The organism is Pauljensenia sp. UMB1177 (assembly GCF_030217965.1).
Classification (GTDB): domain Bacteria; phylum Actinomycetota; class Actinomycetes; order Actinomycetales; family Actinomycetaceae; genus Pauljensenia; species Pauljensenia turicensis_A.
The window spans coordinates 1-24,721 of record NZ_JASOOV010000005.1; the positions used below are offsets into that span (position 1 = coordinate 1).

Here is a 24,721-nt window from a genome sequence, read left to right on the forward strand (position 1 = left end):
GGACACCGCCGCAATTTTAACTCACGTAAACCCCTTGGAGCACCCCTCCAAGGGGTTTACTACTGTGCACAAAGTGCCCTTCAGTCAAAGCTCGGCAACGAACAGCGGTAGGCGAGTGGACTCACGCACAATGTGGCAGTTATCTGGCGGATTATCGCCGTGAACCGGCTATGCTTTTTAAAGTAGAAATGTAGCTATCAGGGCTAGAACGCCCACGTTTGAAAAGCGCAACCGCGCAGGAATAGAGGAAGAAGCCATGGCAGAAGAACAAGGATCACGTTTTGATAAGGGTCGTGGTGGATTCCAACGTCGCTCACGGTGGAGCGACCACAATCAATCCCGCGCAAACAACAACCGTCGCGAAGGTGGATACGGCCGTCGCGACGATGACCGCCGTGAAGACGGATACGCGCGACGCGATAACGATCGGCGTGACGGCGGCTATGGTCGTCGTGATGACAATCGTGGTCGTGGTTTCGACCGTAACAACGATCGCCGTGACGGCGGATACGCGCGACGCGATAACGATCGGCGTGACGGTGGTTATGGACGTCGTGATGATAATCGTGGTCGTGGTTTCGACCGTAACAATGATCGGCGTGACGGCGGATACGCGCGACGCGATAACGATCGGCGTGACGGTGGTTATGGTCGTCGTGATGATAATCGTGGTCGTGGTTTCGACCGTAACAATGATCGGCGTGACGGTGGTTATGGACGTCGTGATGACAATCGTGGTCGTAGCTTTGATCGTAACAATGACCGCCGTGAAGGCGGATATGGGCGTCGTGGTGATGATCGTCGTCAGGGCGGTTATGGTCGTCGCGATGATAATCGTGGTCGTGGTTTCGACCGTAACAACGATCGCCGTTCCGGTGGTTTTGACCGTAACAATGAGCGTCGCGGTGGCGATCGCCAGCGCGGTGATCGCATGCCTCCCAGCCATAACCAAGAGCAGTACCAAAACTACGCTTCCACTGACGAGTACGTCTCGCCCAATCCGAATGAGCCCACGATTCCCGCAGGTGTGTCCGCCCAGGAACTTGATGCCGCAGCACTGCGCGCACTTACTACACTTTCCGGCCCGAATAAGGACATCGTTGCCCGCCACCTCGTGATGGCCGGACAACTGATTGACCTTGATCCGGAACTTGCCTACAAGCATGCTTCAGCAGCATCTGCGCGTGCCGGTCGCGTCGACGTTGTCCGCGAAGCAAGTGCCTTGACCGCATACGCATCCGGTCGCTATGACGAGGCGCTCCGTGAGGTCCGCGCCGTCCGTCGTATGCGCGGTGACAACTCGCTTCGTGCAGTCGAAGCCGATTGTGAACGTGGCCTGGGACGCCCTGAAAAGGCTGTCGAAATCATCGACCAGACTGAAACCAAAGGCATGGAACTGTCTGAGCAAGTCGAACTGATTCTGGTTTCTTCCGGCGCTCGCGCCGATCTTGGCCAGAGCGAAGTTGGTCTGCTCATCGTCGATGATGCGTTGGCTGTACTGCCCGCAGACACGGATCCCTTCCTCCTGCGTCGCTTGAACGAGGTCAAGATTGATCGTCTGCGTGAACTTGGACGCGATGATGAAGCCGACGAACTCGAATCCCAACTTCCTGAAGAAATTGAAGACCCCGATATCGTTGATATTTCGCTCTATGCGGATGCTGACGTTGACAATAAGCGCACTCAGCTTCGTGCAATGTCAAGACCGCTGGTTGAAGAATTCGATGTTGCCCTCTTTGATCTCGATGGCACCGCATGGAATGGTGATGAGCCGATCGAACATGCAGCTGACGCAGTGAAAGAAGCACGCGAAGCCGGCATGAAGACCGTGTTCGTTACGAATAACGCGATGCGTAGCCCTCGCCAGGTTGCCGACAAGCTGAACACGATGGACTTTGAAGCAGATCCGTCGATGGTGATGACCTCCGCCATGGATGTTATTGCTTTGATGAAGGAACGTATCGAAGACGGTTCGAAGGTCTTTGCTATCGGTGGCGACGGTCTTCGCGTTGCACTGACCGAAGCGGGATATGAGCTTGTTGATTCCGCTGATGATGAGCCGGTTGCCGTTGTTCAGGGCCTCGACAAGGACGTGAACTGGGTGCTCATGTCGGAAGGCGCATTTGCCATTCAACGCGGTGCGCGCTTCTTCGCAACGAACCTTGACACAACTCTTCCACAGGAACGTGGCTTTGCTCTTGGCAACGGCTCTCTTGTCGCCGCCATTGAACATGCAACGGGCAAGCGTGCGTTTGCAGCGGGCAAGCCGGAACCGGGTATTTACCAGCGTGCTGCTGCGCTGGTTGGCGGAGAGAAGCCGATCGCTGTTGGCGACCGCCTTGAAACCGACATCCTGGGTGCTATTCGCGCAGGCATGCCGGCAATGCATGTTCTTACCGGTATTCATGACGCACAAGCCATTGTGACGGCTCCTCGCGGCCAGCGCCCCAGCTTCCTTGCCCTCGATATCCGAGGCCTTCAGGAAACTCATCCGCGCGCTAAGCACCACCTGGATAACTCCTGGACCTGTGGCGTCTCTCAGGTTGTCCGCATAGCACGTCACGGTGGAATTTTCGTCGACGATGTTGAACTGGCCGCGGATGAGATCTACACGATTACGCTCGACACCTACCGTGCAATGGCGGCAGCAGGCTGGGATTACTCTGACGAAAACGCCGGAGAGACCCCGCGTTGCCCCAAGCTCACAGTCGTTCCGAACGACGATGAGTCCGGAATCGTTGTTGCGCCGATTGAAATCTTAGAAGACGCAGAAAGCGACGAGGGCTTCACCTCCTCTGACGAACTGCTTGCAGTTCAAGCAGATGAACTCGATGAAGCATTGGAAACTCCTGCGTTCCTTCCCGGCGAAGAAGAACTCGAACGTCTTCTTGCCGAAACTGAAGACGATGACGAAGCGGGCGAAACTCAAGGCGAGTGATGACTAATCTCAGTGACGGTTCTGGGGCGGGCGTGATGCCGCCCCAGAACCGGAGCCTTCGCAATGATGATGCTCACCAGGCTACGAATTCAGGACAGAATGCCCAGTCTGAAACGGTGAGCATCGAAGAACTTGAACGCGAGATCGTTCGTTTGAAAGAACGCGACGTTGTTCTACGCACGCGTCTATCCGGTCCGGAGTTCTTGTGAAACTGCGTCGAATTGATTCGGAGCTTGTGCGCAGGGGATTGGCTCGATCTCGTACCCACGCCCAAGAAATGATCGCTGACCAGCGTGTGAAGCTCGACGGAGAAATTGTTCTGAAGCCCGCACGTCAAATGGATCCTGCACAGGCGATCGTGATCAGCGAGGCACTAGAGATTGAATACGTCTCTCGTGGTGCGCATAAACTGGCCGGTGCCCTAGATATTCTGGGCGATACTGCTCCCACGATTGCGGACACAGTGTGTATGGACGCCGGCGCTTCAACCGGTGGATTCACTGACGTGTTGTTACGCAGGGGAGCCCGCCAGGTGTTTGCCGTTGACGTTGGTTACGGTCAGCTTGCTTGGAAGCTCCAGTCAGATCCTCGTGTTGTCGTGACGGATCGTACCAACGTACGCACGATGAAAGACGGCGATCTGGATCCGAAGCCACAGATCGTTGTTGGCGATATGTCCTTTATTTCACTGACGCTTGTTATCCCGGCTCTCGTTGCAGTTGCAACCGATGACGCTGATTTCCTGCTGATGGTGAAGCCGCAGTTTGAGATCGGCAAAGAACGTCTCGGCCACGGTGGCGTTGTTCGCAACCCGAACCATCACGTGGAAACCGTCGAAAATGTTGCGCTCTGCGCCATCGACAACGGTCTGACAGTCCGCGCAGTCGCAGCTTCGCCTCTTCCGGGGCCTTCTGGGAACGTTGAGTACTTTATCCATATGTCCGCATCTGGCTCAGGCGGAATTGATGCTGATGAGTTACGCTCACGTATCAAAGAGGCAGTGATCGCTGGCCCCGCAGATTCGAAGGGACTTCAATGATTCGTCGCGTCATGCTTGTCTGGCATAAGCATCGTCCTGACGCGCAGACAGCAGCATCGGTCATGATGAGCGAGCTCGACTCTCTTGGCGTAGAGGTCGTCGAAGAAGCACGCCCAAATTCTGCCGATCTTCTTCTTGCCCTCGGTGGCGATGGAACGATCCTTGCGGCAGCTGAATATGCTCGCCGTTGCGATGTCCCCCTTCTCGGAGTGAACCTCGGCCACATGGGCTTTCTCGCTGAGGCAACCGATCAGGGCTTCGACGAACTGGCACAACGCATCGCGAACGAAGATTTCCATCTGGAAACCCGCATGACGTTGGACGTTGTTGTTCGCCAACCCGATGGGACAGTCATTACTGACTGGGCGTTGAACGAAGCGGTCGTTATCCACACGGATGTTGCCCATCCGGTGCATCTTGCGCTGGCAGTCGACGGACAGGACGTTTCAACGTATGGCGCTGATGGCATTGTTTTGGCGACGCCAACAGGCTCAACCGCATATAGTTTCTCTGCCGGTGGACCAGTTGTATGGCCCGATATGGAGGCGATCGTGATGGCGCCGTTGGCGGCTCATGGATTGTTTACGAGGCCGCTTGTCGTGGGTCCATCTTCCAAGCTTGAAGTGGGCGTGCTCAGTGAAAACTGGACCTCGCCAGAACTATGGTGCGATGGCAAACGACGGAACAGTTTGCCTCCGGGCTCGAGCGTGACCACAACGGTTGGTCAGTGGCCGGTGAGACTTGTCCGTCTTGATGACACTCCATTCTCGACTCGTCTGGTTCAGAAATTTAATCTTCCGACCCGCGGTTGGAGGAACGGACGTAACAGGTCGGTCGGGAAATGATTTCAACGATTGAAATCTCCGGGATCGGTGTGATTGACCGCGCCACTCTTGACTTCGGTGAGGGGCTCACGGTCCTTACCGGCGAGACGGGTGCCGGTAAAACGATGGTGCTCACATCGGTCAATCTTCTATTGGGCTCGCGGGCAGAGCCAGCCTTAGTGCGCGAAGGACGATCTCGCGCGCAAGTCGATGGTGTCTTCATTCTGGATGAGCAACACATAGCTCCTCTGGTCGAAGAGGGAATTGACGTTGAAGATTCGGAGCTGATTGTTTCGCGTACCGTTCTAGCCCAGGGGCGCTCGCGCGCACACGTCGGTGGGCGAATGGTTCCAGCATCGGGGCTTGCCCAGACGGTTGCCCCTCTGATCACAGTGCACGGGCAGGCCGAACAAATGCGTTTAAAAAACCCGAACGCGCAACGTGACCTCGTAGATTCCTACGGCGACCAAGCGCACCAGGATCTGCTGGCCGAATACGAGAAAGCTTGGAAAGAAGCGGTGAACGCCAAGCGTTCTTTCGACGACATTACGAAGAACGCAGATGAGCGTATCCGAGAAACAGAATCGCTAAGCGCAGCTCTTGAAGCGATTGATGCTTTCGACCCTCATGAAGGTGAGGACGAAGAGCTACGACTTGAAGCGCGTCGCCTGATGAGCGTGGAAGACCTCCGTCGGTTTATTGATACTGCAACGGCTTTCATCCGAGGAACTGACGATACAGATGGAGCCTCGAGCCTTCTTCGACACAGTCGCGACCAGATTTCTTGCGCGCGCAGTCTCGACGAGTCGCTCGCGTCTCTTGAACGACAGGCAGAATCGATCGCAATCGATGTTGAGACTCTGGGGGATGACCTGGGAGCCTACGCTCGTAGCCTCGACGCTGACCCCAGTCGTCTTGCATGGGTTCATTCGCGACGCGCTGATCTGAAGAAACTTCTTGAAGGCCGGGCCGATGATGCGACTGGCCTCATTGAATGGGCGCAACGCGCACGTAGGCGTCTTGAAGAGCTTGTGACCAGTGGAAATAATCCTGAGGTCGCCGAAAAGAAACTGAAGGAAGCTCAAGCGCGTGTCCTCGAAGTCGGTTCACGGCTTCACGATTCCCGCGTCCGATGCGGTTGTGAGCTGGCGGAAAAAGTAACGGGGGAGCTGCACGCGCTTGCCATGGCAGACGCGAAGCTTATTTGTATCGTTGAAAAGACAAAACCTACGTCGCATGGCCTCGACGACGTCACTATCCTGCTTCAACCGCACTCGTCGGCCACACCACGCCCACTTGGGCAAGGAGCCTCCGGTGGCGAGCTGTCCCGCATCATGCTGGGACTCGAAGTCGTCTTGGGTGAAAAGAGCACCACGAAGACCTTCATTTTCGACGAAGTTGATGCGGGAATTGGCGGGCAAACGGCGACTGAAGTGGGTGCCCGTTTGAAACGCCTGGCGCAAAACCGGCAGGTTATTGTCGTCACTCACCTCCCGCAGGTCGCTGTCTTCGCCTCGCACCACCTAGTGGTGACGAAGAATGACGGTCTCACCGACGTGCACGTGGTGGAAGGTGAAGCCAGAGAGGCTGAATTAACGCGGATGATGGGTGGAGATGCTCACTCTCCGGCGGCGCGCCGACACGCTATCGAAGTCCTGACTTCAGCCGTGCCACAATCACAGGGATGAGTAGCGAAAAAATCCAGTCCGCTTCAGGCGCGACACAAATCACGGGTATCGTACGCGTTGACAGTCGTGTTCGAAACATTACTGCTCGCATGGAACCCGGTGACATTGCAGTAATCGATCAGGTTGACCTTGATCGTCAAAGCGCGCACGCTCTCGTGTCGCGTGAACCGAAGGCCGTCCTTAATGCCGCGCCTTCGTCGTCAGGTCGCCAACAGGTGCGCGGACCTCGTGTACTTCTCGAAGCAGGAATCATCGTCATCGATGATCTTGGCCCCGACGTGATGTCCCTGCGTGAAGGTGACACCATCACAATCGAAGATGGTCGTGTTCTTCGCGACGATGAAGTCGTATCGACAGGTCGTCTGCTTTCCCTGCGCGATTTGGAAAACGACGAAGTCGAAAGCCGACAGCTCATTTCAACGCAGATCGGTTCATTCGCAGCCTCGATCGAAGAATTCCTTGATCGTGATGGAGGCGTCCTACGAGGTGTTGGCGTTCCGACCTTTAAGAAAGACCTCGAAGGAAAGCCCGTTGTTGTCGTCCTTGACGATTCCCAGACCAAACAACAGCTGAAGAACCTGAAGCGTTGGATCGGCGATGCGTCTCCGATCATCATCGGTGTTGACGGAGGTAGTGATCTGGCGCGTTCTGCCGGGTTTAAACCTCAGATCGTTGTCGGTGACATGGATCAGATCAGCGATAAGGTTCTTCGTGGAGCAGGCCGTAGGATTCTTCGACGCGGTCACGACGGTATCGCTCAAGGAAGCGAACGACTCAACCGCATGGGTCTGCACGCCGACGTTGTCGAAATGTCGGGTTCGTCCGAAGACGTTGCCCTGCTGGTAGCTAAGCATTCGGGCGCCTCGTCGATCGTTCTCGTCGGTGGTCACCACGATCTTGACGATTTCGTTGACCGTGGTCGCTCCGCGATGTCGCCCTCATTCTTTACTCGACTCGTTGCCGGGGATGAACTCGTTCAGGCTCGAGCAGTTGCCGCCAGCCACCGCCCACGACTCTCAGGTTTCTGGATCGTGCTACTGGCGTTGGTGATGATTGGTGGAATCGGTGTTGCTCTCTGGGCGACGCCGTGGGGCAATGATTTGTTCTCATCGATTATTTCGCTTGCGAGCCCGTCCACCCCATTGTCCCCTGACTCTTTGACGAACCTCAACTGAGGAGATACAAAATGATGAATTTCCGTTACCACCTGGTATCGCTGATCGCAGTGTTCGTGGCGCTTTCGATCGGTGTCATCCTCGGTTCTGGTCCGTTGCAGTCCCGAATCTCTGGGGCTCTTGCAGATAAGAATGCAGCATCTTCCGTTGCCGATGCCCAGGCTCTTGCTCAGGCTCAAGCTTTGGCAAGCGCTGAAGCAGCAGGTCTTGATGCGATTGCATCGAACAAGCTTGATGGCACTCTGTCCGGCATGAAGGTAACAACAATTGGTCTGCCCGGAGCTACGGCTGAAGACATTACTACGGTCAGCGATCGCCTGTCCGCCGCTGGCGCCGAGGTAATCGGCCATGTCTCGCTGACGGACAACTTTGATAACGCTGGAATGTCTCAGTACCGTGAGACCCTTTCAAGCCCCCTTTCGAGCCATATGTCTAATCTGCCCTCATCTGCATCGGGCGAAGCAATCATCAGCTTCGGCATCGTTGCAGTCTTGACGACTACGGGTTCTGAAACGGACCTCGTGAAGGAGATTTTGACTGACGATTCCACTCCGATTATGTCGATCGCCACGGATCCGGCCGGAGCAACAGAAGCCATCGTTGTCGTCGGCCCGCGTGCTTCGGCAACTGTTTTAGCTCAGAACTCTGCAGATTCTTCCCAGTCTGGCGTTGTGGAACGTGCTCCTCAGGCGTGGTTGGGTCTTGCTCAGGCGGTTACTTCTGTTCCGAAGTCTGCGGTTATCGTCGCCGATGCTTCGACGGATTCGTCCATGGGACAGGTTCTGCGCACTCAGGGTGCCCAGGTCACGTCAATCGATTCGCCTGGCACGACGCTGTCGGCAATCTCAGCCGTCATCTCCCTGAAGGATGCGTCCGCAACTGCTCGCGCATACGGCGTTCAAAATGGCGCCACTGCGGTTATACCTGAGCTTCCGTGATAGGAGCTATCGTTTCGCCTCAACGTTCGTGACAGCGAGCCACTAGCGCTTCCACCACGTGGCGTTTCCAACTGTGCGGTGCGTATCATCTTGGCCTTCTGAGTCGAGGTGATACGCACCGTTTTGTTATGCTGGAGTCCCATGGTGATGTCTTCAACGCGCGCTATGGGCGCAGATCAAATGGTAACCAAGCAGATTTTTGTTACTGGCGGTGTCGTCAGTTCACTGGGTAAAGGGTTGACCGCTTCAAGTCTTGGTCGTCTTCTTCGTTCTCGTGGTCTTTCTGTTGTGATGCAGAAGCTTGATCCGTACATTAACGTCGATCCGGGCACAATGAACCCCTTCCAGCACGGTGAAGTTTTCGTGACGGAAGATGGTGCTGAGACCGACCTCGATATTGGTCACTACGAGCGTTTCCTTGATGTTGCTCTTTCGGGTGACGCAAACGCGACAACCGGTCAGGTCTACTCGACGGTGATCGCGAAGGAGCGTCGTGGTGAATACCTTGGTGATACCGTCCAGGTTATCCCGCATATTACTGATGAAATTAAACGCGTGATGCGTTCCCAGGCTCGTCCTGATGCCGAAGGCAACACTCCTGACGTGATCATCACGGAAATTGGTGGCACCGTCGGTGATATTGAATCTCAGCCGTTCCTCGAAGCTGCACGTCAAGTGCGCGCCGATCTTGGTCGCGAGAACGTTGCCTTTGTTCACGTTTCGCTGATTCCGTTCCTGCCGGCTGCCGGCGAACTGAAGACGAAGCCGACGCAGCACTCTGTTGCTGCTCTTCGTTCGATCGGTATTGCTCCCGATGCTCTTGTGTTGCGCACGGATCGTCCGCTTCCTGAGGGGATTAAGGGCAAGGTCGCGCTGATGTGCGACGTTGACCGCGATGCCGTCATCGAGTGCAAGGATGTGTCGTCGATTTACGAGGTTCCGCCGACGCTTCACCGTGAGGGACTTGATGCCTACTTGGTTCAACGTCTTGGATTGCAGTTCCGCGATGTTGATTGGACGGAGTGGAATGGCTTGCTCGAGCGGGTTCATTCCCCGAAGTACCGCGTTGAGGTTGCCCTGGTTGGCAAGTACATTGATCTGCACGATGCGTATCTGTCGGTTCAGGAAGCCATCAAGCACGGTGGCTTTGCAAACAATGCTCGCGTTGACATCCGCTGGGTCGCGTCCGATGGTTGCGAGACGCCCGAAGGTGCCAGTCGTGAACTTGCCGGTGTAGATGCGATCTGTGTCCCCGGCGGTTTCGGTGTACGAGGCATCGAAGGCAAGCTTGGTGCCCTGCGCTGGGCACGTGAACACGGCGTTCCTACTCTGGGCCTCTGCCTTGGCTTGCAGTGCATGGTGATTGAAGCATCGCGTAACATGCTGGGTCTGGCTGGCGCTTCTTCGACGGAGATGGATCCCGAGACTTCCGATCCGGTTGTTGCCACGATGGCCGACCAGATGGACATCGTTTCCGGCGAAGGTGATCTTGGCGGCACGATGCGCCTTGGCTCTTACCCTGCAAAACTCACCGAAGGTTCCATTGTTGCTCAGGCGTATGGAACGACCGAGGTGACCGAACGTCACCGTCACCGCTACGAGGTCAACAACGCCTATCGCGATCGCCTTGAAGCGGCGGGCCTGCATATTTCCGGTACTTCGCCCTCGGGTGATCTGGTTGAGTTCGTTGAGCTTGATCGTTCCGTGCACCCGTACTACGTGGCGACCCAGGCTCACCCGGAGTTCAAGTCGCGTCCGACGAACCCGCATCCACTGTTCGCGAGCCTCGTCCACGCTGCCCTGGAACGCCACAAGGGACGCTACTCGTCGAACCAAGACACTCATGTCGTTGAGGAATCGGCGAAATGACCTTGCGTGAAGTTGCGGCCTCTCAGGCGAAGGCCGAAGGCGACACTCCAGCTCAATTCGAGGTCATTGAACACCGTCATCTGTGGGATGGTCGGGTCATCGGGCTTGAAGAGGATGAAGTTCGTCTGATTGAAGACGCTGAACCTGTCCTTCGCCAGTACACCACGCACCCAGGTGCGGTCGCTGTCGTGGCGTTGCGGGGCGAAGCTGGCAACGAAGAGGTACTTCTTGAACGTCAGTATCGTCATCCGGTGCGAGCAAACCTATGGGAAATTCCCGCGGGATTGCTCGATATCGAAGGGGAAGACTATGTCTGTGCCGCCCAGCGAGAACTGGCTGAAGAAGTTGATCTTCAAGCCAATCAATGGGATGTTCTGGTCGACTACTTCACATCGCCGGGAGGATCTGTTGAATCGCTTCGTATCTTCCTCGCGCGTGATCTGGTCGAGCTTGATCAGGAGTTCGAACGTCTGGACGAAGAGGCACTCATGGTGAGTTCCTGGGTGAAGCTTGATGACGCTGTGGACATGATCTTTGCTGGCAAGTTGCACAACCCATCTGCGGTAACTGGAATTCTTGCAACCTGGAATGCGCGAGCACGTGGTTGGAAGAACCTCCGACCTGCGGATTCACCCTGGATGCGCTAAGGAAACGTGTGGCGTTTTTGACACGTCTGAATTTCGATAAGCATATTGTGCGTAAAAGGACGTAGACTCTGACATAGATTCCCATGTGAACAGATGATCGGAGGCCTTGTGGGCGAACAGCTCGATGCGCGAACTCGCGAGCAAGTCCTCGATTTGATCGTCGAAAAAGGACCCGTGACTGCAACCGTCATCGCTCGAATTCTTAAGCTGACTACCGCAGCCGTGCGCAGGCACATCACCATCTTGTTGGATTCGAAAGAAATCATGGAGATGGAACCGGCGCAGTTGCAAAAGCGCGGTCGTGGACGCCCGGCTCGTCACTATGTCGCAACACCGAACGCGCACACGAAGTTGCCTGACGGATATTCCGAGCTAGCTGTCAAAGCCCTCGGTTACCTTGGACAGGTTGGCGGTGGGGAAGCGATTGATTCTTTCGCGGCCTCTCGTTCGCGTGAAATTGAGCGTCGCTATGCGCCTATCGTGCGCGAAGCTGGCTCAGACCCGAAGGTCCGTGCTCAGGCTCTTGCCGATGCACTGACTCAAGACGGTTATGCTGCGACGGTTCGAGACATCGGTAATGGCAATTTTGCTATTCAGCTATGCCAAGGGCACTGTCCTATTCAGGAAGTTGCCGGTGACTACCCGCAGCTCTGCGAGGCAGAAACCCAAGCGTTTAGTCGACTTCTTGATGTTCACATTCAGAGGCTTGCAACTCTTGCCGGCGGTGGTCACGTCTGTACGACTCACATTCCCGTGGGCGCACCCGTGCTTCGTTCGGCTTCACGAGCCACTCGGCGTAAGTAGAGCGTGCTTGAAATTAAGAATGGAAGGTTGACACCACTATGACCCAGTCACCGCAGGTCACTGACCTCGATGACCGTCACATGAGTGATGATGAAATCATCGACTCAATTGGCGCGTATGAGTATGGATGGCGCGATAGCGACGAGTACTCAAAGAATGCTGAATACGGCATTAATGCGGACGTTGTTCGTTCGATCTCGGATCATAAGAATGAGCCGGAGTGGATGCGTGAACGTCGTCTGAAGGCACTTGAAATCTTCGATCGCAAGCCGATGCCCACATGGGGCCCGGATCTTTCGGATATCGACTTCGATACGTTCAAGTACTACGTCAGCCCCACCGACCGTCAGGTGAATGCGTGGGAAGACCTTCCCGAGGAAATTCGCAATACCTACGATCGTCTGGGTATTCCGGACGCTGAAAAGAATCGCCTGGTCTCCGGCGTCGCTGCCCAGTACGAGTCTGAGGTTGTCTACCAGCAGATTCAGGAAGATCTTGAACGCCAGGGTGTCATCTTCCTCGATACCGACACGGGTCTCCGTGAGTATCCAGAAATCTTCCAGGAGTACTTCGGCAAAGCTGTTCCCTCCGGTGACAATAAGTTCTCCGCACTGAACACCGCCGCTTGGTCGGGTGGTTCCTTCGTCTACGTGCCACCAGGCGTTCACGTCGACATCCCGCTTCAGGCCTACTTCCGCATTAACACTGAGGCTCTTGGCCAGTTCGAACGTACGCTGATCATCGCTGATGAGGGCTCCTACGTTCACTACGTCGAAGGGTGCACCGCGCCGATTTATGACGAGAACTCACTGCACTCAGGTGTTATCGAAATCTTCGTCAAGAAGGGTGCACGCGTTCGCTACACGACGATCCAGAACTGGTCGACCAACGTTCTGAACCTCGTGACCCAGCGCGCCATCGTCGAAGAAGGCGGAACTATGGAGTGGGTCGATGGCAACATGGGTGCCGCGATTACCATGAAGTACCCCGCCTGCTTCCTCATGGGCGAGCATGCCCGTGGAGAGACATTGTCCATCGGTTTTGCAGGCCCCGGTCAGCACCAGGACACTGGCGCCAAGATGGTCCACATGGCACCGCACACCTCTTCTTCGATCGTGTCGAAGTCCGTGTCTCGTGGCGGTGGCCGTACCTCGTACCGCGGTCTGGTTCAGATCAACGCCCGCGCACGGCACTCGAAGTCCAACGTCCTGTGCGACGCGCTTCTTGTCGACAAGGTTTCACGTACCGATACCTACCCCTATGTTGACGTCCGAACCGATGACGTCGAAATGGGTCACGAAGCAACCGTTTCGAAGGTGTCGGCAGACCAGCTCTTCTACCTGATGAGCCGTGGCCTTGATGAGAACGAAGCAATGGCAATGATCGTTCGTGGCTTCGTTGAGCCGATCGCGAAGGAACTCCCGATGGAGTACGCGCTCGAACTCAACCGCCTGATCGAACTGCAGATGGAAGGATCCGTCGGCTGATATGACGACACAAGAAGTGATGAATAAAGCGCACTCTCACGGCGGCGTCGAAAAGGGCGGCCACGCCAGCCGCGCAGACCGCCCGGTTTCCTTCGATCTCGATGCAATCCCGACCCCGCACGGTCGCGAAGAAGACTGGCGTTTCACCCCGATGCGTCGCATCGAACGTCTTTTTGAGGTTGAAAACTATGACCAGGGTGATGCCCCGGTCACCGTTGAGGCTCCTGAATGCGTGACAGTTGAACAGGCTGATCGCTCCGATTCTCGCTTGGGTACTGTTCTTGCTCCCGGTGATCGCACAGCGGTTGTCGCATGGAATCAGTATGGTGAGTCGACAATTGTTTCTGTTCCTGCCCAGATGCAGGTCAGCGAACCGATCCGTCTGAACGTTGACGCTGTTGAAGGAACTCGCGCCCAGCACATCTTCGTTGAGGTCGGCGAACTTGCCGAAGCGACGATCATCCTGAACCACCGTGGCTCTGAAGAAGCAGCTGTCAATCAGACCATCGAAGTGAACGCAGGGGACGGCTCGAAGGTCACCTTCGTTTCAATCCAAGAATGGGATGACACCACACTGCACGCCTCAAACCACCGACTGGCACTGGGCAAGGATGCTTCCCTGACGCACATCGTTGTTACTTTCGGTGGCGACCTGGTCCGTATCTCTTCCGATACTGATTTCCGAGGCCCCGGTGGCGAACTCAACATGCTGGGCCTGTACTTCGTTGACGGCGGTCAGCACCTCGAGCACCGCGTGTTCGTTGACCACTCCCAGCCGAACTGCTACTCGCGAGTCACCTACAAGGGTGCTCTGCAGGGCAACGGCGCACACTCGGTGTGGATTGGCGACTGCCTGATCCGGGAAGCAGCCGACGACACCGACACCTACGAACTGAACCGCAACCTGGTCCTCACCGAGGGCGCCAAGGCCGACTCTGTTCCGAACCTCGAAATTGAAAACGGTGAAATCCGCGGAGCTGGACACGCATCCGCAACCGGCCGTTTCGATGACGAACAGCTCTTCTACCTGATGAGCCGAGGAATCAGCGAACACGAGGCACGTCGTCTTGTTGTCCGTGGTTTCTTCGCCGAGCTCATTAATCAGATTGGTGTGCCCGAGGTGGTTGACCACCTCATGGAGGCCGTCGAGGCCGAACTCGCCAAGTCCCGAACGAACTGACCCTGCGCGCCATGTGGCGCACCAACTATTGCGGCCTCGCGCCGACAAGGAGAAACAATGTCGACTTTGACGATCAAAGATCTGCATGTCACGGTTGAAACCGCTGACGGCCCCAAGGAGATCTTGAAGGGCGTGAATCTGACCATCAAGTCCGGTGAAATCCACGCCATTATGGGGCCGAACGGTTCGGGCAAGTCCACGCTTGCCTATGCACTCGCCGGCCATCCCGAATACACCATCACCCAGGGCGAAGCATGGCTCGACGACAAGCTCATTACTGAGATGAGCGTTGACGAGCGCGCCAAGGCCGGTCTGTTCCTGGCCATGCAGTACCCGGTTGAGGTTGCGGGCGTTTCCGTTTCCAACTTCCTGCGTACCGCTAAGACCGCTATCAACGGTGAAGCACCGCAGATCCGCCAGTGGGTCAAGGACGTGAAGTCCTCTATGGAGCACCTGCGTATGGACGAAGACTTCGCTGAGCGTGACGTCAACGTCGGTTTCTCCGGTGGTGAGAAGAAGCGTCTTGAGATCCTCCAGATGGAACTCCTGCAGCCGACCTTCGCAGTCCTGGATGAAACTGACTCCGGTCTGGACGTCGATGCTCTGCGCATCGTGTCTGAGGGTGTGAACCGTGTCCATGACACCACCGGCTGTGGCGTCATGCTGATCACTCACTACACGCGCATTCTTCGCTACATCAAGCCGAGCCACGTTCACGTCTTCGTGAACGGCCATGTTGCCGCCGAAGGAGGCCCCGAGCTTGCTGACCAGCTTGAAGAAGAAGGCTACGACAAGTACCTGGGTCTCTGATCAACATGAATTCGCTTCTCGGAGCAGACTTTAGCGCTGTAGAGCTCGAAGCTATCCGTTCGGATTTCCCGATTCTCGCTCGACTGGGGCGCGGAGGGAAGCCGATCGCGTACCTTGATGCCTCTGCAACGTCTCAAAAGCCTGCCAGCGTCATTGATGCGGAAGCGAATTTCTACCGTCGTTCGAATGCTGCTGTTCACCGCGGAACCCATATTTTGGGGGACGAAGCGACCAGCGCGTTCGAAGACGGACGTAGTGCGCTCGCCTCGTTTATCGGTGGGCGCAGCGATGAGATCGTGTGGACCAAGAACGCGACCGAAGCCATCAACCTTGTTGCTCTGTCTATCGGTCATGCGTCTGTTGGCCGTGGAGGCACGGCTTCGACTCCACTGAGAATTGGGCCAGGAGACACGATCGTCACCACTCGCTCAGAACACCATGCGAACCTCGTTCCGTGGCAGGAATTGTGCGCACGAACCGGCGCTGAACTCAAATGGCTGGATCTGACTCCTGACGGTCGCATTGACCTTGAGACACTCGACGTCATTACGCCCAACACTAAGCTGGTTGCTTTCACTCACGTGTCGAACGTGACGGGCGCGATCTCTCCCGTCGATGCGATTGTCGCAAAGGCACGCAGTGTCGGAGCTCTTGTTTTGGCTGATACCTGTCAGTCGAGCGCGCATATGGCGATTGATGTTCGTGCCATGGACGTGGATTTTGCTGTCATGTCATCGCACAAGATGCTTGGTCCTACCGGCGTCGGTGCGTTGTGGGGCAGGCGGGAACTCCTCGACATGATGCCTCCGGTTTTGACCGGCGGATCAATGATCGAATACGTGACGATGGAGGAATCGACGTACATGCCCGCTCCCGAACGGTTTGAAGCGGGATCTCAGCCCGTAGCTCAAATCGCAGGTTGGACGGCTGCGCTTGAATACCTGAGCGCTATTGGTATGGATCGCGTACACGCCCATGAGAAAGCCCTAACGCAGCGTCTGCTTGATGGGGTTGCCTCACTCGACGGTGTGAAAGTCCTTGGCCCAACAACCGATGTGGATCGTGTGGGCGTCGTGGCATTCGCAGTCGATGGTGTCCATCCGCACGATGTCGGTCAGATTTTGGATGCTGATGATATCGCGATTCGTGTCGGTCATCATTGCGCGATCCCACTTCATACGTTCTTCTCTGTTCGATCGTCCGCACGAGCATCCGTTGCAGTGTCGACGACTGAAGAAGAAATCGATCGTCTGGTCGCATCCCTTGGACGCGTGAGAGAGTTTTTCGGAGGATTCTGATGTCAAGCTTGGATCAGCTCTATCAGCAGGTCATCTTGGATCATGCCCGCGCCAAACACGGCCGAGGCGATGTGGAAGAGGTTGCGGCCTCGTCGCACCAAGTCAACCCCACGTGCGGCGACGAAGTAACCCTTGGCGTTACTCTCGCTAACGACGGCTCGATTGAAAAGCTTGTGTGGGATGGCGATGGTTGCTCGATTTCTCAAGCATCTCTGTCCATGCTGAACGACCTGGTCGCGAACCACTCGATTGAGGAAGCACGCATAGCATATGCGTCCATGGAATCGATGATGCATTCGAGGAACAGGGGAGTGCCCGACGAAGTCCTTGATGCTTTGGGGGATGCAGCGGCTCTTGAATCCACTTCTCAGTTTGCCAATCGCGTGAAGTGTGCACTGCTCGGCTGGTATGCCTTGCGTGACGCGCTTGCACAGCTCGGAACCGACATCGCAGGAGGTAATAAATGAATAACCCCATGGCAGCTCCGGAGCCTGTGGAGCAGCGTTTCGGCGCACCACCGGCACACGAACAGTCTGAGAATGTTCGCCAGATTGACGGCACAGACATCGTTGAAAACGGTTCTTTGAAGGGTGAAGATATCCTCGAAGCACTCAAAGACGTCATCGATCCTGAACTTGGCATTAACATCGTTGACCTTGGACTGGTCTACGGCGTGAATATTGCTGAGAACGACACAGTTGTTCTCGATATGACACTGACCTCTGCTGCCTGCCCGCTGACGGATGTCATCGAGCGTCAGGCACAGTCCGTTCTTTCCGCATTGACACCTGAAGTGACTATTTCTTGGGTGTGGATGCCACCGTGGGGGCCGGATCGTATTACTCCGGATGGTCGTGAGCAACTCCGCGCAATTGGTTTCAACATCTGAGCTGGTTTCAACGTCTGAGCGTGATCAGTGGTGGACTCTCGACGCCGGCACGGTTGAGGACACGCCGATTAAGGGATGGCGGGGATCATGGCAGGTTCGCTTCTGCCTCTTTCCGGAGGCGTGGCGCTCAGGCTACGAAAGCAGAGCATCATTCAGCGACCGTCTAGTATGTCTGGTCATCCCACAGGTCAGATGAGGCTGGGTGTGCCCCTCGTGCGATAATTATTCGCGCACGAGGGGCACACTCGTGTGTACACCGGGGCCGAACACGCAGTTGGATACGACGGTCATGGAGTGGTTCAAGGCAACCTCGTTATTCACAACCACGTAGGATGACCTAAGGAAATATCGCGATCGGTCAATATAGTTAAGTCGATTAAAGCGTGACTGTATGAATCAACAGGGGAGGCGACGAATGGGAGCCAATACCACATTAGTCGCCCGCACTTTTGACATTGTTCGGATGTTTGCATCGGGAGCGACTTCTTCAGCTGTTCGTTCCAGCATCGACATTGAGGAAGAACCCCTGTCACATCTGGTTGACTACCTGTCCGCTGTCGATGATGTCCCGCCCACAACTCAAATCGCGATTCTGGTTGACTCTGACTCATACGACAGACGCCCAGCCTTCACGAATTTTTCTACGTGGCAGAGAACCGCATGGGAGCAAGGGTACGGCGTTCGCATGCTCACCGATATCGACCAGGCGATCTTCGAATCTCTTATCATCATCGACGCGAATCAGACGAACACCTTGCCTCACAGCGCAATCGAGCACCTAGCAGAAAGCGGCAACCAGGTTCTCCTTATTGCTCCTTCAACCACGCAACCTTCAGATTCCGCTTTCGCGAAGACCGCCGGAGTTCAGTTCGAGGGGGAGTCTCACCTTCAGAGGCTCGACGAAGCCAATGATGCAACGTGGCACCTCACCGGTCGCCTCACAGAACCATCACTCAAGCATGCCGGAACGCATCTGAAGACTTCGACTGCTCCCCTGAAACTTACCGCGACTGATCCGAGCCTTGAACGAACACGTCAACTGATGAATGAGCCTCGGCCAGCATTGCGCGCAGCAAACTGGGCACGTGTCTTCACCCCGGGTGACTCGACCACCACGTTAGCGAGCGTTGATGATCCACTCAGTGAGCTTGATGGTCACCCGATCATCACCAAACGTGCCGTCGCAAACGCGCACGGGGAAGCGGGCGGAAACGTGTGGCTTGTCGGCGCTGATCTTGATGCATTCACCCGAGCAACACTGCTCAGACTCATCAGCGTTCATGCGCGTATCCGGCCAATGAACCTACAATTCCCGCGCGGTATCGAAGTCGTCCAACGCGCTCACATGACGTTTATTGTGAATCACGGTAGCACGATGGCAGAACTCTCCAACGTTCATGGATTAGATGTCATCAGTGGTAATACGTGCACGGGGCACGTTGCTCTTGCCCCGCACTCGGTCATGGTCGTCGTCGGAGAATAACAGCCGTTCAGTCGTTATTTCCTGAGCCTCATATCGGATTGATGAAATGAAACAGATAAAAAACTCGGTCATCACCGACCGTGGACGCCGTGATTCGATTATTGTCGCCGCCTTGCGATTGGGATATCTGATTGCGTTCGGAGTCGTCCTTGTGTGGCTTGGAATCCAAATTGGGAACTATGCGACTGGCGGTCGTACTATTTCGCTTCTTATTCCGATCATCGCCTGTCTTTTCGTTGCGACCTTCGCCGGCGTTGAAATCGTATATGGTGGCAAGGTCGCCCGTGCGGAAGAAAAACGTATTCGTCGCGATCTTCTGATGCGTGTGTTCAGCTCAACCAGTGAAGAAGCATCTGATCAAGCGCATGTTGTTCAGCTGGCAACCGACAATACGGAACGTGTCACTGAATTTCGCCAGGTCTACTTGGGCCCGACGATCGCGACGATTGTGGCGCCGTTCCTCACTCTCGGATTTGTCGCCGTTGCTTTTGACTGGGTTCTGGGGCTGGGAATCATGATGCTTTGCCCGCTGATTCCTTTGCTGCTTGGTGGCTTCCAGAAGCTTTTCCGTCAGCGTTCATCGGATTCGCGAAAGCAACGAGGCCAACTGGCTGGCCGTTATCTTGATGCGATCCGAAATCTCATCACTATTCGTCTGTTCGGGGCTGGCCCACGAATTGAAGAGGATCTGCGCGTTCAGGGCGAGAAAAACCGAAGCGCAATCATGAAATTGCTGGCAGGAAACCAGATCGTCATCATTGTTCTAGACGGGTTGTTCTCGCTGATCCTGATCTGTGCCACGACTGCACTGACAATCGCACGATTTAATGCGGGTGCTGTCGACCTCGGACAAGCGATCGCAACGATGCTTCTGACCGTACTGCTCGTCGAACCCTTGGTGCAGGTCGCCGGCTTCTTCTACATCGGAATGGGCGGTATTGCATCGCAGAAAGCAATCGGGCGTTACAAAGCGACCCATGACCGCGCCTCCCATGTCGTCAGCCACGATTCGATCGCGAACGACGGATCGATCAGTGTTGATGCTGTTTCCTACGACTATGGTCGCGGTGAAGTGTTGCACGAGGTCTCTTTGAAGGTCCCAGCTGGTCATCGCGTGGCAATCATCGGTCGTTCGGGCGGGGGCAAGACTACTCTTCTTCGCCTGCTACGCGGTGACTTGAGACCCCAGTCCGGCTCCGTTGCTGTTTCGGGCAACTCTTTGGCATCTCTGTCGATCGATCAGGCGCACGCTTTAAGCGCCTCGGTTGCGCAATCAACCTGGCTTTTCACCGGTTCGATCGCTGACAACTTACGTCTTGCACGCCCCCATGCCAGCGAAGAAGAGATGTGGCAGGCCTTGAAACAAGCGCAGGTAGCTGATGAGATTGAGCGGATGCCCGAAGGCCTTCATACCCAGATTGGAGAGCAGGGTGGGCTGATCTCTGGTGGGCAAGCGCAACGAATCTCGATTGCTCGGGCTCTTTTATCCGGACGCACAATTCTGCTTCTCGATGAGCCCACGTCTCAGGTTGATATTGAATCCGAGAAGAAGATTATTCGAGCGATTTCTGAACTTGGACGAGAGTGGACGATTGTGGTGGTGACACACCGTAAGGCTCTGCTTGCACTTGCTGACTTAGTGTATGAGATGCGCCAAGGGGAACTGCACCGCGTGAATGCAAACGAACACACAATTGGCCAGGAGGTTCTCTGATGGAATCACAGCCGAGCGTTCTTCAGCTGGTGAAATGGCTGACTTCGCATACGCGAGACGTCCACAAGCCCCTCTATGTCAGCACCCTTTTCCGCCTCGTCAATCTGTCAATGGATATTGTGCTCTTTGCCCTGGGGGCAGGGGGACTCGTCGCAGTGGTGGCGGGAAATGGAAAATGTGCCACGATCCTGTTCTGGCTAGTCGTTGTTGCCCTGATCAAAGCTAGCGCCTACTACTGCGAGCAATTCACCGGTCATTACGTCGCTTTCAAGGCGCTGGAACTACTGCGCACGATGGTGTTTTCGCGACTGTGGCCAAAGGCCCCCGGGATTGTGTTGCGTTCGAAGAGTGGCGATGTCCTAGCGTCACTGACGCGCGACGTTGACCGGATTGAAGTCGTGTATGCTCACACGTTCGCGCCGGTCGTTTCAGCCATTATCGTTCCGCCCGTATTTCTTATCGGTGCTGGCATTGTTTGGGGATGGCAGATCGTCGCTGTTCCGGCACTGTGCCTCCTGATTGCTCTTGCGGTTGTCCCGTTCCTGGGGGCAAGGAGCTCACTCGAGGCAACCAAACACACACTTGAACTTCGCCGGCACCTGGCTCAGCACGTCACGGATTCTGTCTTTGGCGCTGAAGAGGTAGTGGGATATGGGCGTGTGAATGAACGCCTTGAAGAGATGGACGCTATCGGCTTTCGTATCTCATCGTCGGCGAGTGTTGCCAAACGCGCTAATGCGTTGCGTCGCGCGTTGAATGCTGCACTCACACTTATCAGTACTCTCGCAATCGCCTGGTCAGCAATGAATGCCGGCTATTCTCCCGTCATCGTCGCGATTCTGACCGCTGGAACGCTACGTCTTTTTGAAGGGCCTCGTGGCGTTGAAGATGCGACCGGATATCTGGATCATTCACTTTCTGCTGCGCGCCGTCTCTGGGAAATATGCCATGCGCCCGCGAATGTGGATGACGGCGATGAGGAACTCACCCTTGACCATGCTCCGACGCTCACTTTCGAGAACGTTACTTACACATACCCGTCAGTGAGCGCCCCTGCTCTGAAAGATGTCACTATTTCGGTCAAAAGTGGCGGACACGTTGTATTGGCTGGACCATCAGGGTCTGGAAAATCAACGGTAATGACAATGGTGTTACGCTACGACAACCCCGATTCGGGGCGCGTTCTGATCGACGGCATCGATGTTTCAACGTTCACTTTGGATAGTTTGAGACACAGCGTGGTCGCTGTTTCGCAGAAGAACCAATTGCTCAACACGACTATTCGCGACAATGTCGCTCTGGGTGCGCCGAACGCCAGTGATGAACAGGTTTGGCGTGCTCTTGAATGTGCATGCGTTGCTGATGAAGTACGAGCGATGCCACAGGGGCTTCATACGCGCGTCGCTCAGGGAGGTAGCGCTCTGTCCGGTGGCCAAGTCCAGCGTCTTAGTCTTGCACGCGCACTGGTGATGAACCCGAAGATTCTGATCCTCGATGAAGCAACCGCACAGCTGAACTCTGAGTTGGAAGCCCGGATTCGTCACAACCTTGACACCTTGGATATGACGATCATCGAAGTAACGCATCGTCTTGACCTGATCGATGGCGCAGATCAGATCGTGCTTCTTGACCGCGGTCGGATTGTCGGCGTCGGAAGCCCATCAACGATCCGCTCCGAAGGGAGCTCCCTTGAAGAGTTCTTCACGAGGAACGTCTAGTTGAGGAAGCATGAAGCCGGCACTCACGTATGAGTACCGGCTTTGGTGCACTGAGGAAGGGGATCAGACGGTCTGGCGGGCACTCAGTTGCTCGGTTCAGACTGCGTCCAACACCAAACCAATGGATCGCACCGATATCGGCTACTCAGCGCCCACCACGGGACCTGAGACGACCAGAATCCGACCGTACTTGTTCGTTGAAACTCATGAGTGCACCACCCTCGTTGACCCCCCCTGCGTATTTACCCAACATATCTGCGCGGAAGACTTCAAAGTTACCGTTGTCGATGGAATCACGAATCGCATCAACCAGTCGGACGGTGAACCACTCGTTGTGGATCGTAGCCAGGGTAGAGGCAAGGATTTCGTGTGCCTTGAACAGGTGATGAACGTAGGCGGCACTGTAGTGCGTGCACGTGTAGCAGCCACAACCTTCGACCATCGGGTTGAAATCCCTCTTGAATCGAGCATTCGTAATGTTGAAACGCCCATTGGGGGAGTAGATGGCAGCGTTACGGGCAACGCGCGATGGATTCACGCAGTCAAACGTATCGGCGCCCGCCTCAACACCTCGGAAGAAATCGTCAGGTTCGGATATACCCAGCAGGTGACGCGGACGATCCTCGTCGAGTTCTTCGCTGACCCACGACACAATCGTGCCGAGGTTTTCCTTCTCTAGGGCACCACCGATTCCGAAACCATCGAAACGCGTGCCGTCTTCATCCATATCGTTCATTGTGCGGGCTGCGAGCCTACGCAGATCCTCGTACTGAGCGCCCTGGATGACGCCCCAGAGCTGCTGATACGGCTTGTTTGCACGCACTTTGGTCAGGCGTGCGTGTTCGCGCAGGCAGCGCCTCGCCCACTGATGCGTGCGCTCCAGCGACGTTTCCTGGTAGGAACGCGGGTGGAGCAGGCTGGTCAGCTCATCGAAAGCAAACATGATGTCTGAGCCCAACTGATGCTGAATGTTCATCGATACTTCAGCGGTGAAGCGGTGCTTCGTACCGTCGATGTGCGAGCTGAACACGACACCGTCATCGTCCACGACTGCAGTGGATGCTTTCACGGCCTGCATGTGGAGCTTCGGGTCGTTCGGGTCGGCTGCACCGGAAAACTCTTGGGAGAGCACCTTCTTGAAACCAGCACCCAGCGAAAGAACCTGGAAGCCGCCGGAGTCCGTGTAGGTGGGTCCTGGCCAGTTCATGAATTCGCCGAGTCCGCCGGCCTCGTCAACGAGGTCAGAGCCGGGCTGTAAATACAGGTGGTAAGCGTTCGCGAGTACCGCCTGGGCACCCAAGTCCGCGACCATCTCGGGGACGAGCGCTTTTACATTCGCTTTCGTTCCGACGGGAATGAACGCGGGGGTGCGAATATCGCCGTGGGCGGTGTGCAGGATTCCAGTACGCCCGAGACCGCGTCCACTTTCCAGACGCGACCCCACATCGAAGCCACGGTCCGGTGAACCGGGTTTAGCCCCCAGAGGGCGTTCATCGGATGGGGGAGCAGCAAGCCATTGTTCACTCATGCGGCAAGAACCTCGTTCGACGTTAGACCTTCGCGATTACGGACGAAGGCAATGACACGGTAAGTAATGGGCAGGAGGACGATTTCAACGCCCACCTTGTAGACGTATCCGGTGATGATGTAATTTGCGAATTCGGCCCCTGGAATGACACCGATGAAGGCGATCGTGCAGAAGAGGACGGTGTCGAAAAGCTCGCCGACGACGGTGGAACCGACGAGGCGTGCCCACAGGTGATCCGCACCCCAGCGTTCGCGAATTTTCACGAGGACCAGCGCGTTGATCAGTTGGCCTGCTAGGTAGCCGATGATCGAGGCGGCCACGATACGAGGCACGAATCCAAGGACCGCTTCGAACGCAGCCTGATTATCGTAGCCGGGGCCAACCGGTGCGACCTGAACAAGGAGGAAGGTGAGTGAGGCCAGTACTGATGCGACGAATCCGAGGACGATGACGCGACGAGCACGACGGAAACCGTAGACCTCGGACAAGACATCGCCCAGAACATAGGTCAGCGGGAAAAGGATTGCTCCACCGTCGAAAACAAGATGGATCGGTCCCGCATCAAGCGCCGTGACCTTGGTGCCCGCAATATTCGAAATGAGAAGGAAAGCCACAAACATCACGGCAATAATGTCGAAGATCTTTGGTGTGCGTGCTGATTCTTCTGGCGAAGTCAATGAAATACCCCTACC

Annotated in this window: 21 protein-coding genes; 19 read left to right on the plus strand and 2 right to left on the minus strand. The window is 55.8% G+C overall.

The annotated features are described in order from the left end of the window. Positions 1 to 256: 256 nt before the first annotated feature. The 19 genes from QP442_RS07010 (at position 257) to QP442_RS07100 (ending at position 22,501) form a co-directional block, all read left to right on the plus strand. Positions 257 to 2,938 carry an HAD-IIA family hydrolase gene (locus QP442_RS07010; protein WP_219811076.1) on the plus strand — a complete coding sequence of 894 codons (2,682 nt, stop codon included), beginning with the start codon at positions 257 to 259 and terminating at the stop codon, positions 2,936 to 2,938. Further along, positions 2,938 to 3,147: a hypothetical protein gene (locus tag QP442_RS07015; RefSeq protein WP_006680936.1), complete on the plus strand. Its 210-nt coding sequence runs from the start codon at positions 2,938 to 2,940 to the stop codon at positions 3,145 to 3,147. Before QP442_RS07010 ends, QP442_RS07015 begins: the two co-directional genes overlap by 1 nt. Next, positions 3,144 to 3,977, plus strand: coding sequence for a TlyA family RNA methyltransferase (locus QP442_RS07020; RefSeq protein WP_103633712.1), 834 nt, complete (start codon positions 3,144 to 3,146; stop codon positions 3,975 to 3,977). The genes QP442_RS07015 and QP442_RS07020 overlap by 4 nt, the downstream gene beginning before the upstream one ends. After that, positions 3,974 to 4,822 (plus strand): NAD kinase, encoded by an 849-nt coding sequence (locus tag QP442_RS07025; protein WP_006680938.1) that lies wholly within the window; start codon positions 3,974 to 3,976, stop codon positions 4,820 to 4,822. Before QP442_RS07020 ends, QP442_RS07025 begins: the two co-directional genes overlap by 4 nt. Further along, entirely contained in the window at positions 4,819 to 6,489 is a 1,671-nt protein-coding gene (recN, locus tag QP442_RS07030; RefSeq protein WP_006680939.1) for a DNA repair protein RecN, read from the plus strand. Before QP442_RS07025 ends, recN begins: the two co-directional genes overlap by 4 nt. After that, on the plus strand, positions 6,486 to 7,664 hold the full coding sequence (gene steA, locus QP442_RS07035) for a putative cytokinetic ring protein SteA (RefSeq protein WP_006680940.1): 1,179 nt from the start codon (positions 6,486 to 6,488) through the stop codon (positions 7,662 to 7,664). Before recN ends, steA begins: the two co-directional genes overlap by 4 nt. A gap of 11 nt (positions 7,665 to 7,675) precedes the next feature. Beyond that, positions 7,676 to 8,602 (plus strand): copper transporter, encoded by a 927-nt coding sequence (locus tag QP442_RS07040; protein ID WP_006680941.1) that lies wholly within the window; start codon positions 7,676 to 7,678, stop codon positions 8,600 to 8,602. A gap of 147 nt (positions 8,603 to 8,749) precedes the next feature. Beyond that, positions 8,750 to 10,471: a CTP synthase gene (locus QP442_RS07045; protein ID WP_006680942.1), complete on the plus strand. Its 1,722-nt coding sequence runs from the start codon at positions 8,750 to 8,752 to the stop codon at positions 10,469 to 10,471. After that, the gene (locus tag QP442_RS07050; RefSeq protein WP_006680943.1) at positions 10,468 to 11,118 is read left to right on the plus strand and encodes an NUDIX domain-containing protein; all 651 of its coding nucleotides are present in this window, start codon (positions 10,468 to 10,470) and stop codon (positions 11,116 to 11,118) included. The genes QP442_RS07045 and QP442_RS07050 overlap by 4 nt, the downstream gene beginning before the upstream one ends. 108 nt (positions 11,119 to 11,226) lie before the next feature. After that, a complete protein-coding gene (locus QP442_RS07055) occupies positions 11,227 to 11,922 on the plus strand; it encodes a helix-turn-helix transcriptional regulator (protein ID WP_006680944.1) in 696 nt (231 codons plus the stop codon). 38 nt (positions 11,923 to 11,960) lie between these two features. Next, positions 11,961 to 13,409 carry a Fe-S cluster assembly protein SufB gene (gene sufB, locus QP442_RS07060; RefSeq protein WP_006680945.1) on the plus strand — a complete coding sequence of 483 codons (1,449 nt, stop codon included), beginning with the start codon at positions 11,961 to 11,963 and terminating at the stop codon, positions 13,407 to 13,409. Position 13,410: 1 nt separating this feature from the next. Beyond that, positions 13,411 to 14,589, plus strand: a complete 1,179-nt coding sequence (gene sufD, locus QP442_RS07065; RefSeq protein WP_006680946.1) for a Fe-S cluster assembly protein SufD — start codon at positions 13,411 to 13,413, stop codon at positions 14,587 to 14,589. A gap of 57 nt (positions 14,590 to 14,646) precedes the next feature. Next, on the plus strand, positions 14,647 to 15,399 hold the full coding sequence (gene sufC / locus QP442_RS07070) for a Fe-S cluster assembly ATPase SufC (protein ID WP_006680947.1): 753 nt from the start codon (positions 14,647 to 14,649) through the stop codon (positions 15,397 to 15,399). A gap of 5 nt (positions 15,400 to 15,404) precedes the next feature. After that, positions 15,405 to 16,697, plus strand: coding sequence for a SufS family cysteine desulfurase (locus tag QP442_RS07075; protein ID WP_006680948.1), 1,293 nt, complete (start codon positions 15,405 to 15,407; stop codon positions 16,695 to 16,697). Beyond that, positions 16,697 to 17,164 carry a Fe-S cluster assembly sulfur transfer protein SufU gene (sufU, locus tag QP442_RS07080; protein ID WP_006680949.1) on the plus strand — a complete coding sequence of 156 codons (468 nt, stop codon included), beginning with the start codon at positions 16,697 to 16,699 and terminating at the stop codon, positions 17,162 to 17,164. The genes QP442_RS07075 and sufU overlap by 1 nt, the downstream gene beginning before the upstream one ends. Beyond that, the gene (locus QP442_RS07085) at positions 17,161 to 17,586 is read left to right on the plus strand and encodes a metal-sulfur cluster assembly factor (RefSeq protein WP_103633713.1); all 426 of its coding nucleotides are present in this window, start codon (positions 17,161 to 17,163) and stop codon (positions 17,584 to 17,586) included. The genes sufU and QP442_RS07085 overlap by 4 nt, the downstream gene beginning before the upstream one ends. A gap of 415 nt (positions 17,587 to 18,001) precedes the next feature. Next, positions 18,002 to 19,069, plus strand: coding sequence for a hypothetical protein (locus QP442_RS07090; protein WP_103633714.1), 1,068 nt, complete (start codon positions 18,002 to 18,004; stop codon positions 19,067 to 19,069). 46 nt (positions 19,070 to 19,115) lie between these two features. Next, positions 19,116 to 20,783, plus strand: a complete 1,668-nt coding sequence (locus tag QP442_RS07095) for an ABC transporter ATP-binding protein/permease (RefSeq protein WP_103633715.1) — start codon at positions 19,116 to 19,118, stop codon at positions 20,781 to 20,783. After that, positions 20,783 to 22,501, plus strand: a complete 1,719-nt coding sequence (locus QP442_RS07100) for an amino acid ABC transporter ATP-binding/permease protein (RefSeq protein ID WP_006680954.1) — start codon at positions 20,783 to 20,785, stop codon at positions 22,499 to 22,501. Before QP442_RS07095 ends, QP442_RS07100 begins: the two co-directional genes overlap by 1 nt. A gap of 145 nt (positions 22,502 to 22,646) precedes the next feature. Here the strand turns inward: QP442_RS07100 and tgt are convergent, their stop codons facing one another. Beyond that, entirely contained in the window at positions 22,647 to 24,029 is a 1,383-nt protein-coding gene (gene tgt, locus QP442_RS07105) for a tRNA guanosine(34) transglycosylase Tgt (RefSeq protein WP_285069723.1), read from the minus strand. Beyond that, a complete protein-coding gene (locus tag QP442_RS07110; RefSeq protein ID WP_103633762.1) occupies positions 24,026 to 24,649 on the minus strand; it encodes a queuosine precursor transporter in 624 nt (207 codons plus the stop codon). Before QP442_RS07110 ends, tgt begins: the two co-directional genes overlap by 4 nt. Positions 24,650 to 24,721: the final 72 nt, after the last annotated feature.

Coding starts and splice junctions, on each gene's coding strand:
- QP442_RS07010 (WP_219811076.1), top strand. CDS start 257: ATGGCAGAAGAACAAGGATCACGTTTTGATAAGGGTCGTGGTGGATTC.
- QP442_RS07015 (WP_006680936.1), top strand. CDS start 2,938: ATGACTAATCTCAGTGACGGTTCTGGGGCGGGCGTGATGCCGCCCCAG.
- QP442_RS07025 (WP_006680938.1), top strand. CDS start 3,974: ATGATTCGTCGCGTCATGCTTGTCTGGCATAAGCATCGTCCTGACGCG.
- recN (WP_006680939.1), top strand. CDS start 4,819: ATGATTTCAACGATTGAAATCTCCGGGATCGGTGTGATTGACCGCGCC.
- steA (WP_006680940.1), top strand. CDS start 6,486: ATGAGTAGCGAAAAAATCCAGTCCGCTTCAGGCGCGACACAAATCACG.
- QP442_RS07040 (WP_006680941.1), top strand. CDS start 7,676: ATGATGAATTTCCGTTACCACCTGGTATCGCTGATCGCAGTGTTCGTG.
- QP442_RS07045 (WP_006680942.1), top strand. CDS start 8,750: ATGTCTTCAACGCGCGCTATGGGCGCAGATCAAATGGTAACCAAGCAG.
- QP442_RS07050 (WP_006680943.1), top strand. CDS start 10,468: ATGACCTTGCGTGAAGTTGCGGCCTCTCAGGCGAAGGCCGAAGGCGAC.
- sufB (WP_006680945.1), top strand. CDS start 11,961: ATGACCCAGTCACCGCAGGTCACTGACCTCGATGACCGTCACATGAGT.
- sufD (WP_006680946.1), top strand. CDS start 13,411: ATGACGACACAAGAAGTGATGAATAAAGCGCACTCTCACGGCGGCGTC.
- sufC (WP_006680947.1), top strand. CDS start 14,647: ATGTCGACTTTGACGATCAAAGATCTGCATGTCACGGTTGAAACCGCT.
- QP442_RS07075 (WP_006680948.1), top strand. CDS start 15,405: ATGAATTCGCTTCTCGGAGCAGACTTTAGCGCTGTAGAGCTCGAAGCT.
- sufU (WP_006680949.1), top strand. CDS start 16,697: ATGTCAAGCTTGGATCAGCTCTATCAGCAGGTCATCTTGGATCATGCC.
- QP442_RS07085 (WP_103633713.1), top strand. CDS start 17,161: ATGAATAACCCCATGGCAGCTCCGGAGCCTGTGGAGCAGCGTTTCGGC.
- QP442_RS07090 (WP_103633714.1), top strand. CDS start 18,002: ATGGGAGCCAATACCACATTAGTCGCCCGCACTTTTGACATTGTTCGG.
- QP442_RS07095 (WP_103633715.1), top strand. CDS start 19,116: ATGAAACAGATAAAAAACTCGGTCATCACCGACCGTGGACGCCGTGAT.
- QP442_RS07100 (WP_006680954.1), top strand. CDS start 20,783: ATGGAATCACAGCCGAGCGTTCTTCAGCTGGTGAAATGGCTGACTTCG.
- tgt (WP_285069723.1), bottom strand. CDS start 24,029: ATGAGTGAACAATGGCTTGCTGCTCCCCCATCCGATGAACGCCCTCTG.
- QP442_RS07110 (WP_103633762.1), bottom strand. CDS start 24,649: ATGTTTGTGGCTTTCCTTCTCATTTCGAATATTGCGGGCACCAAGGTC.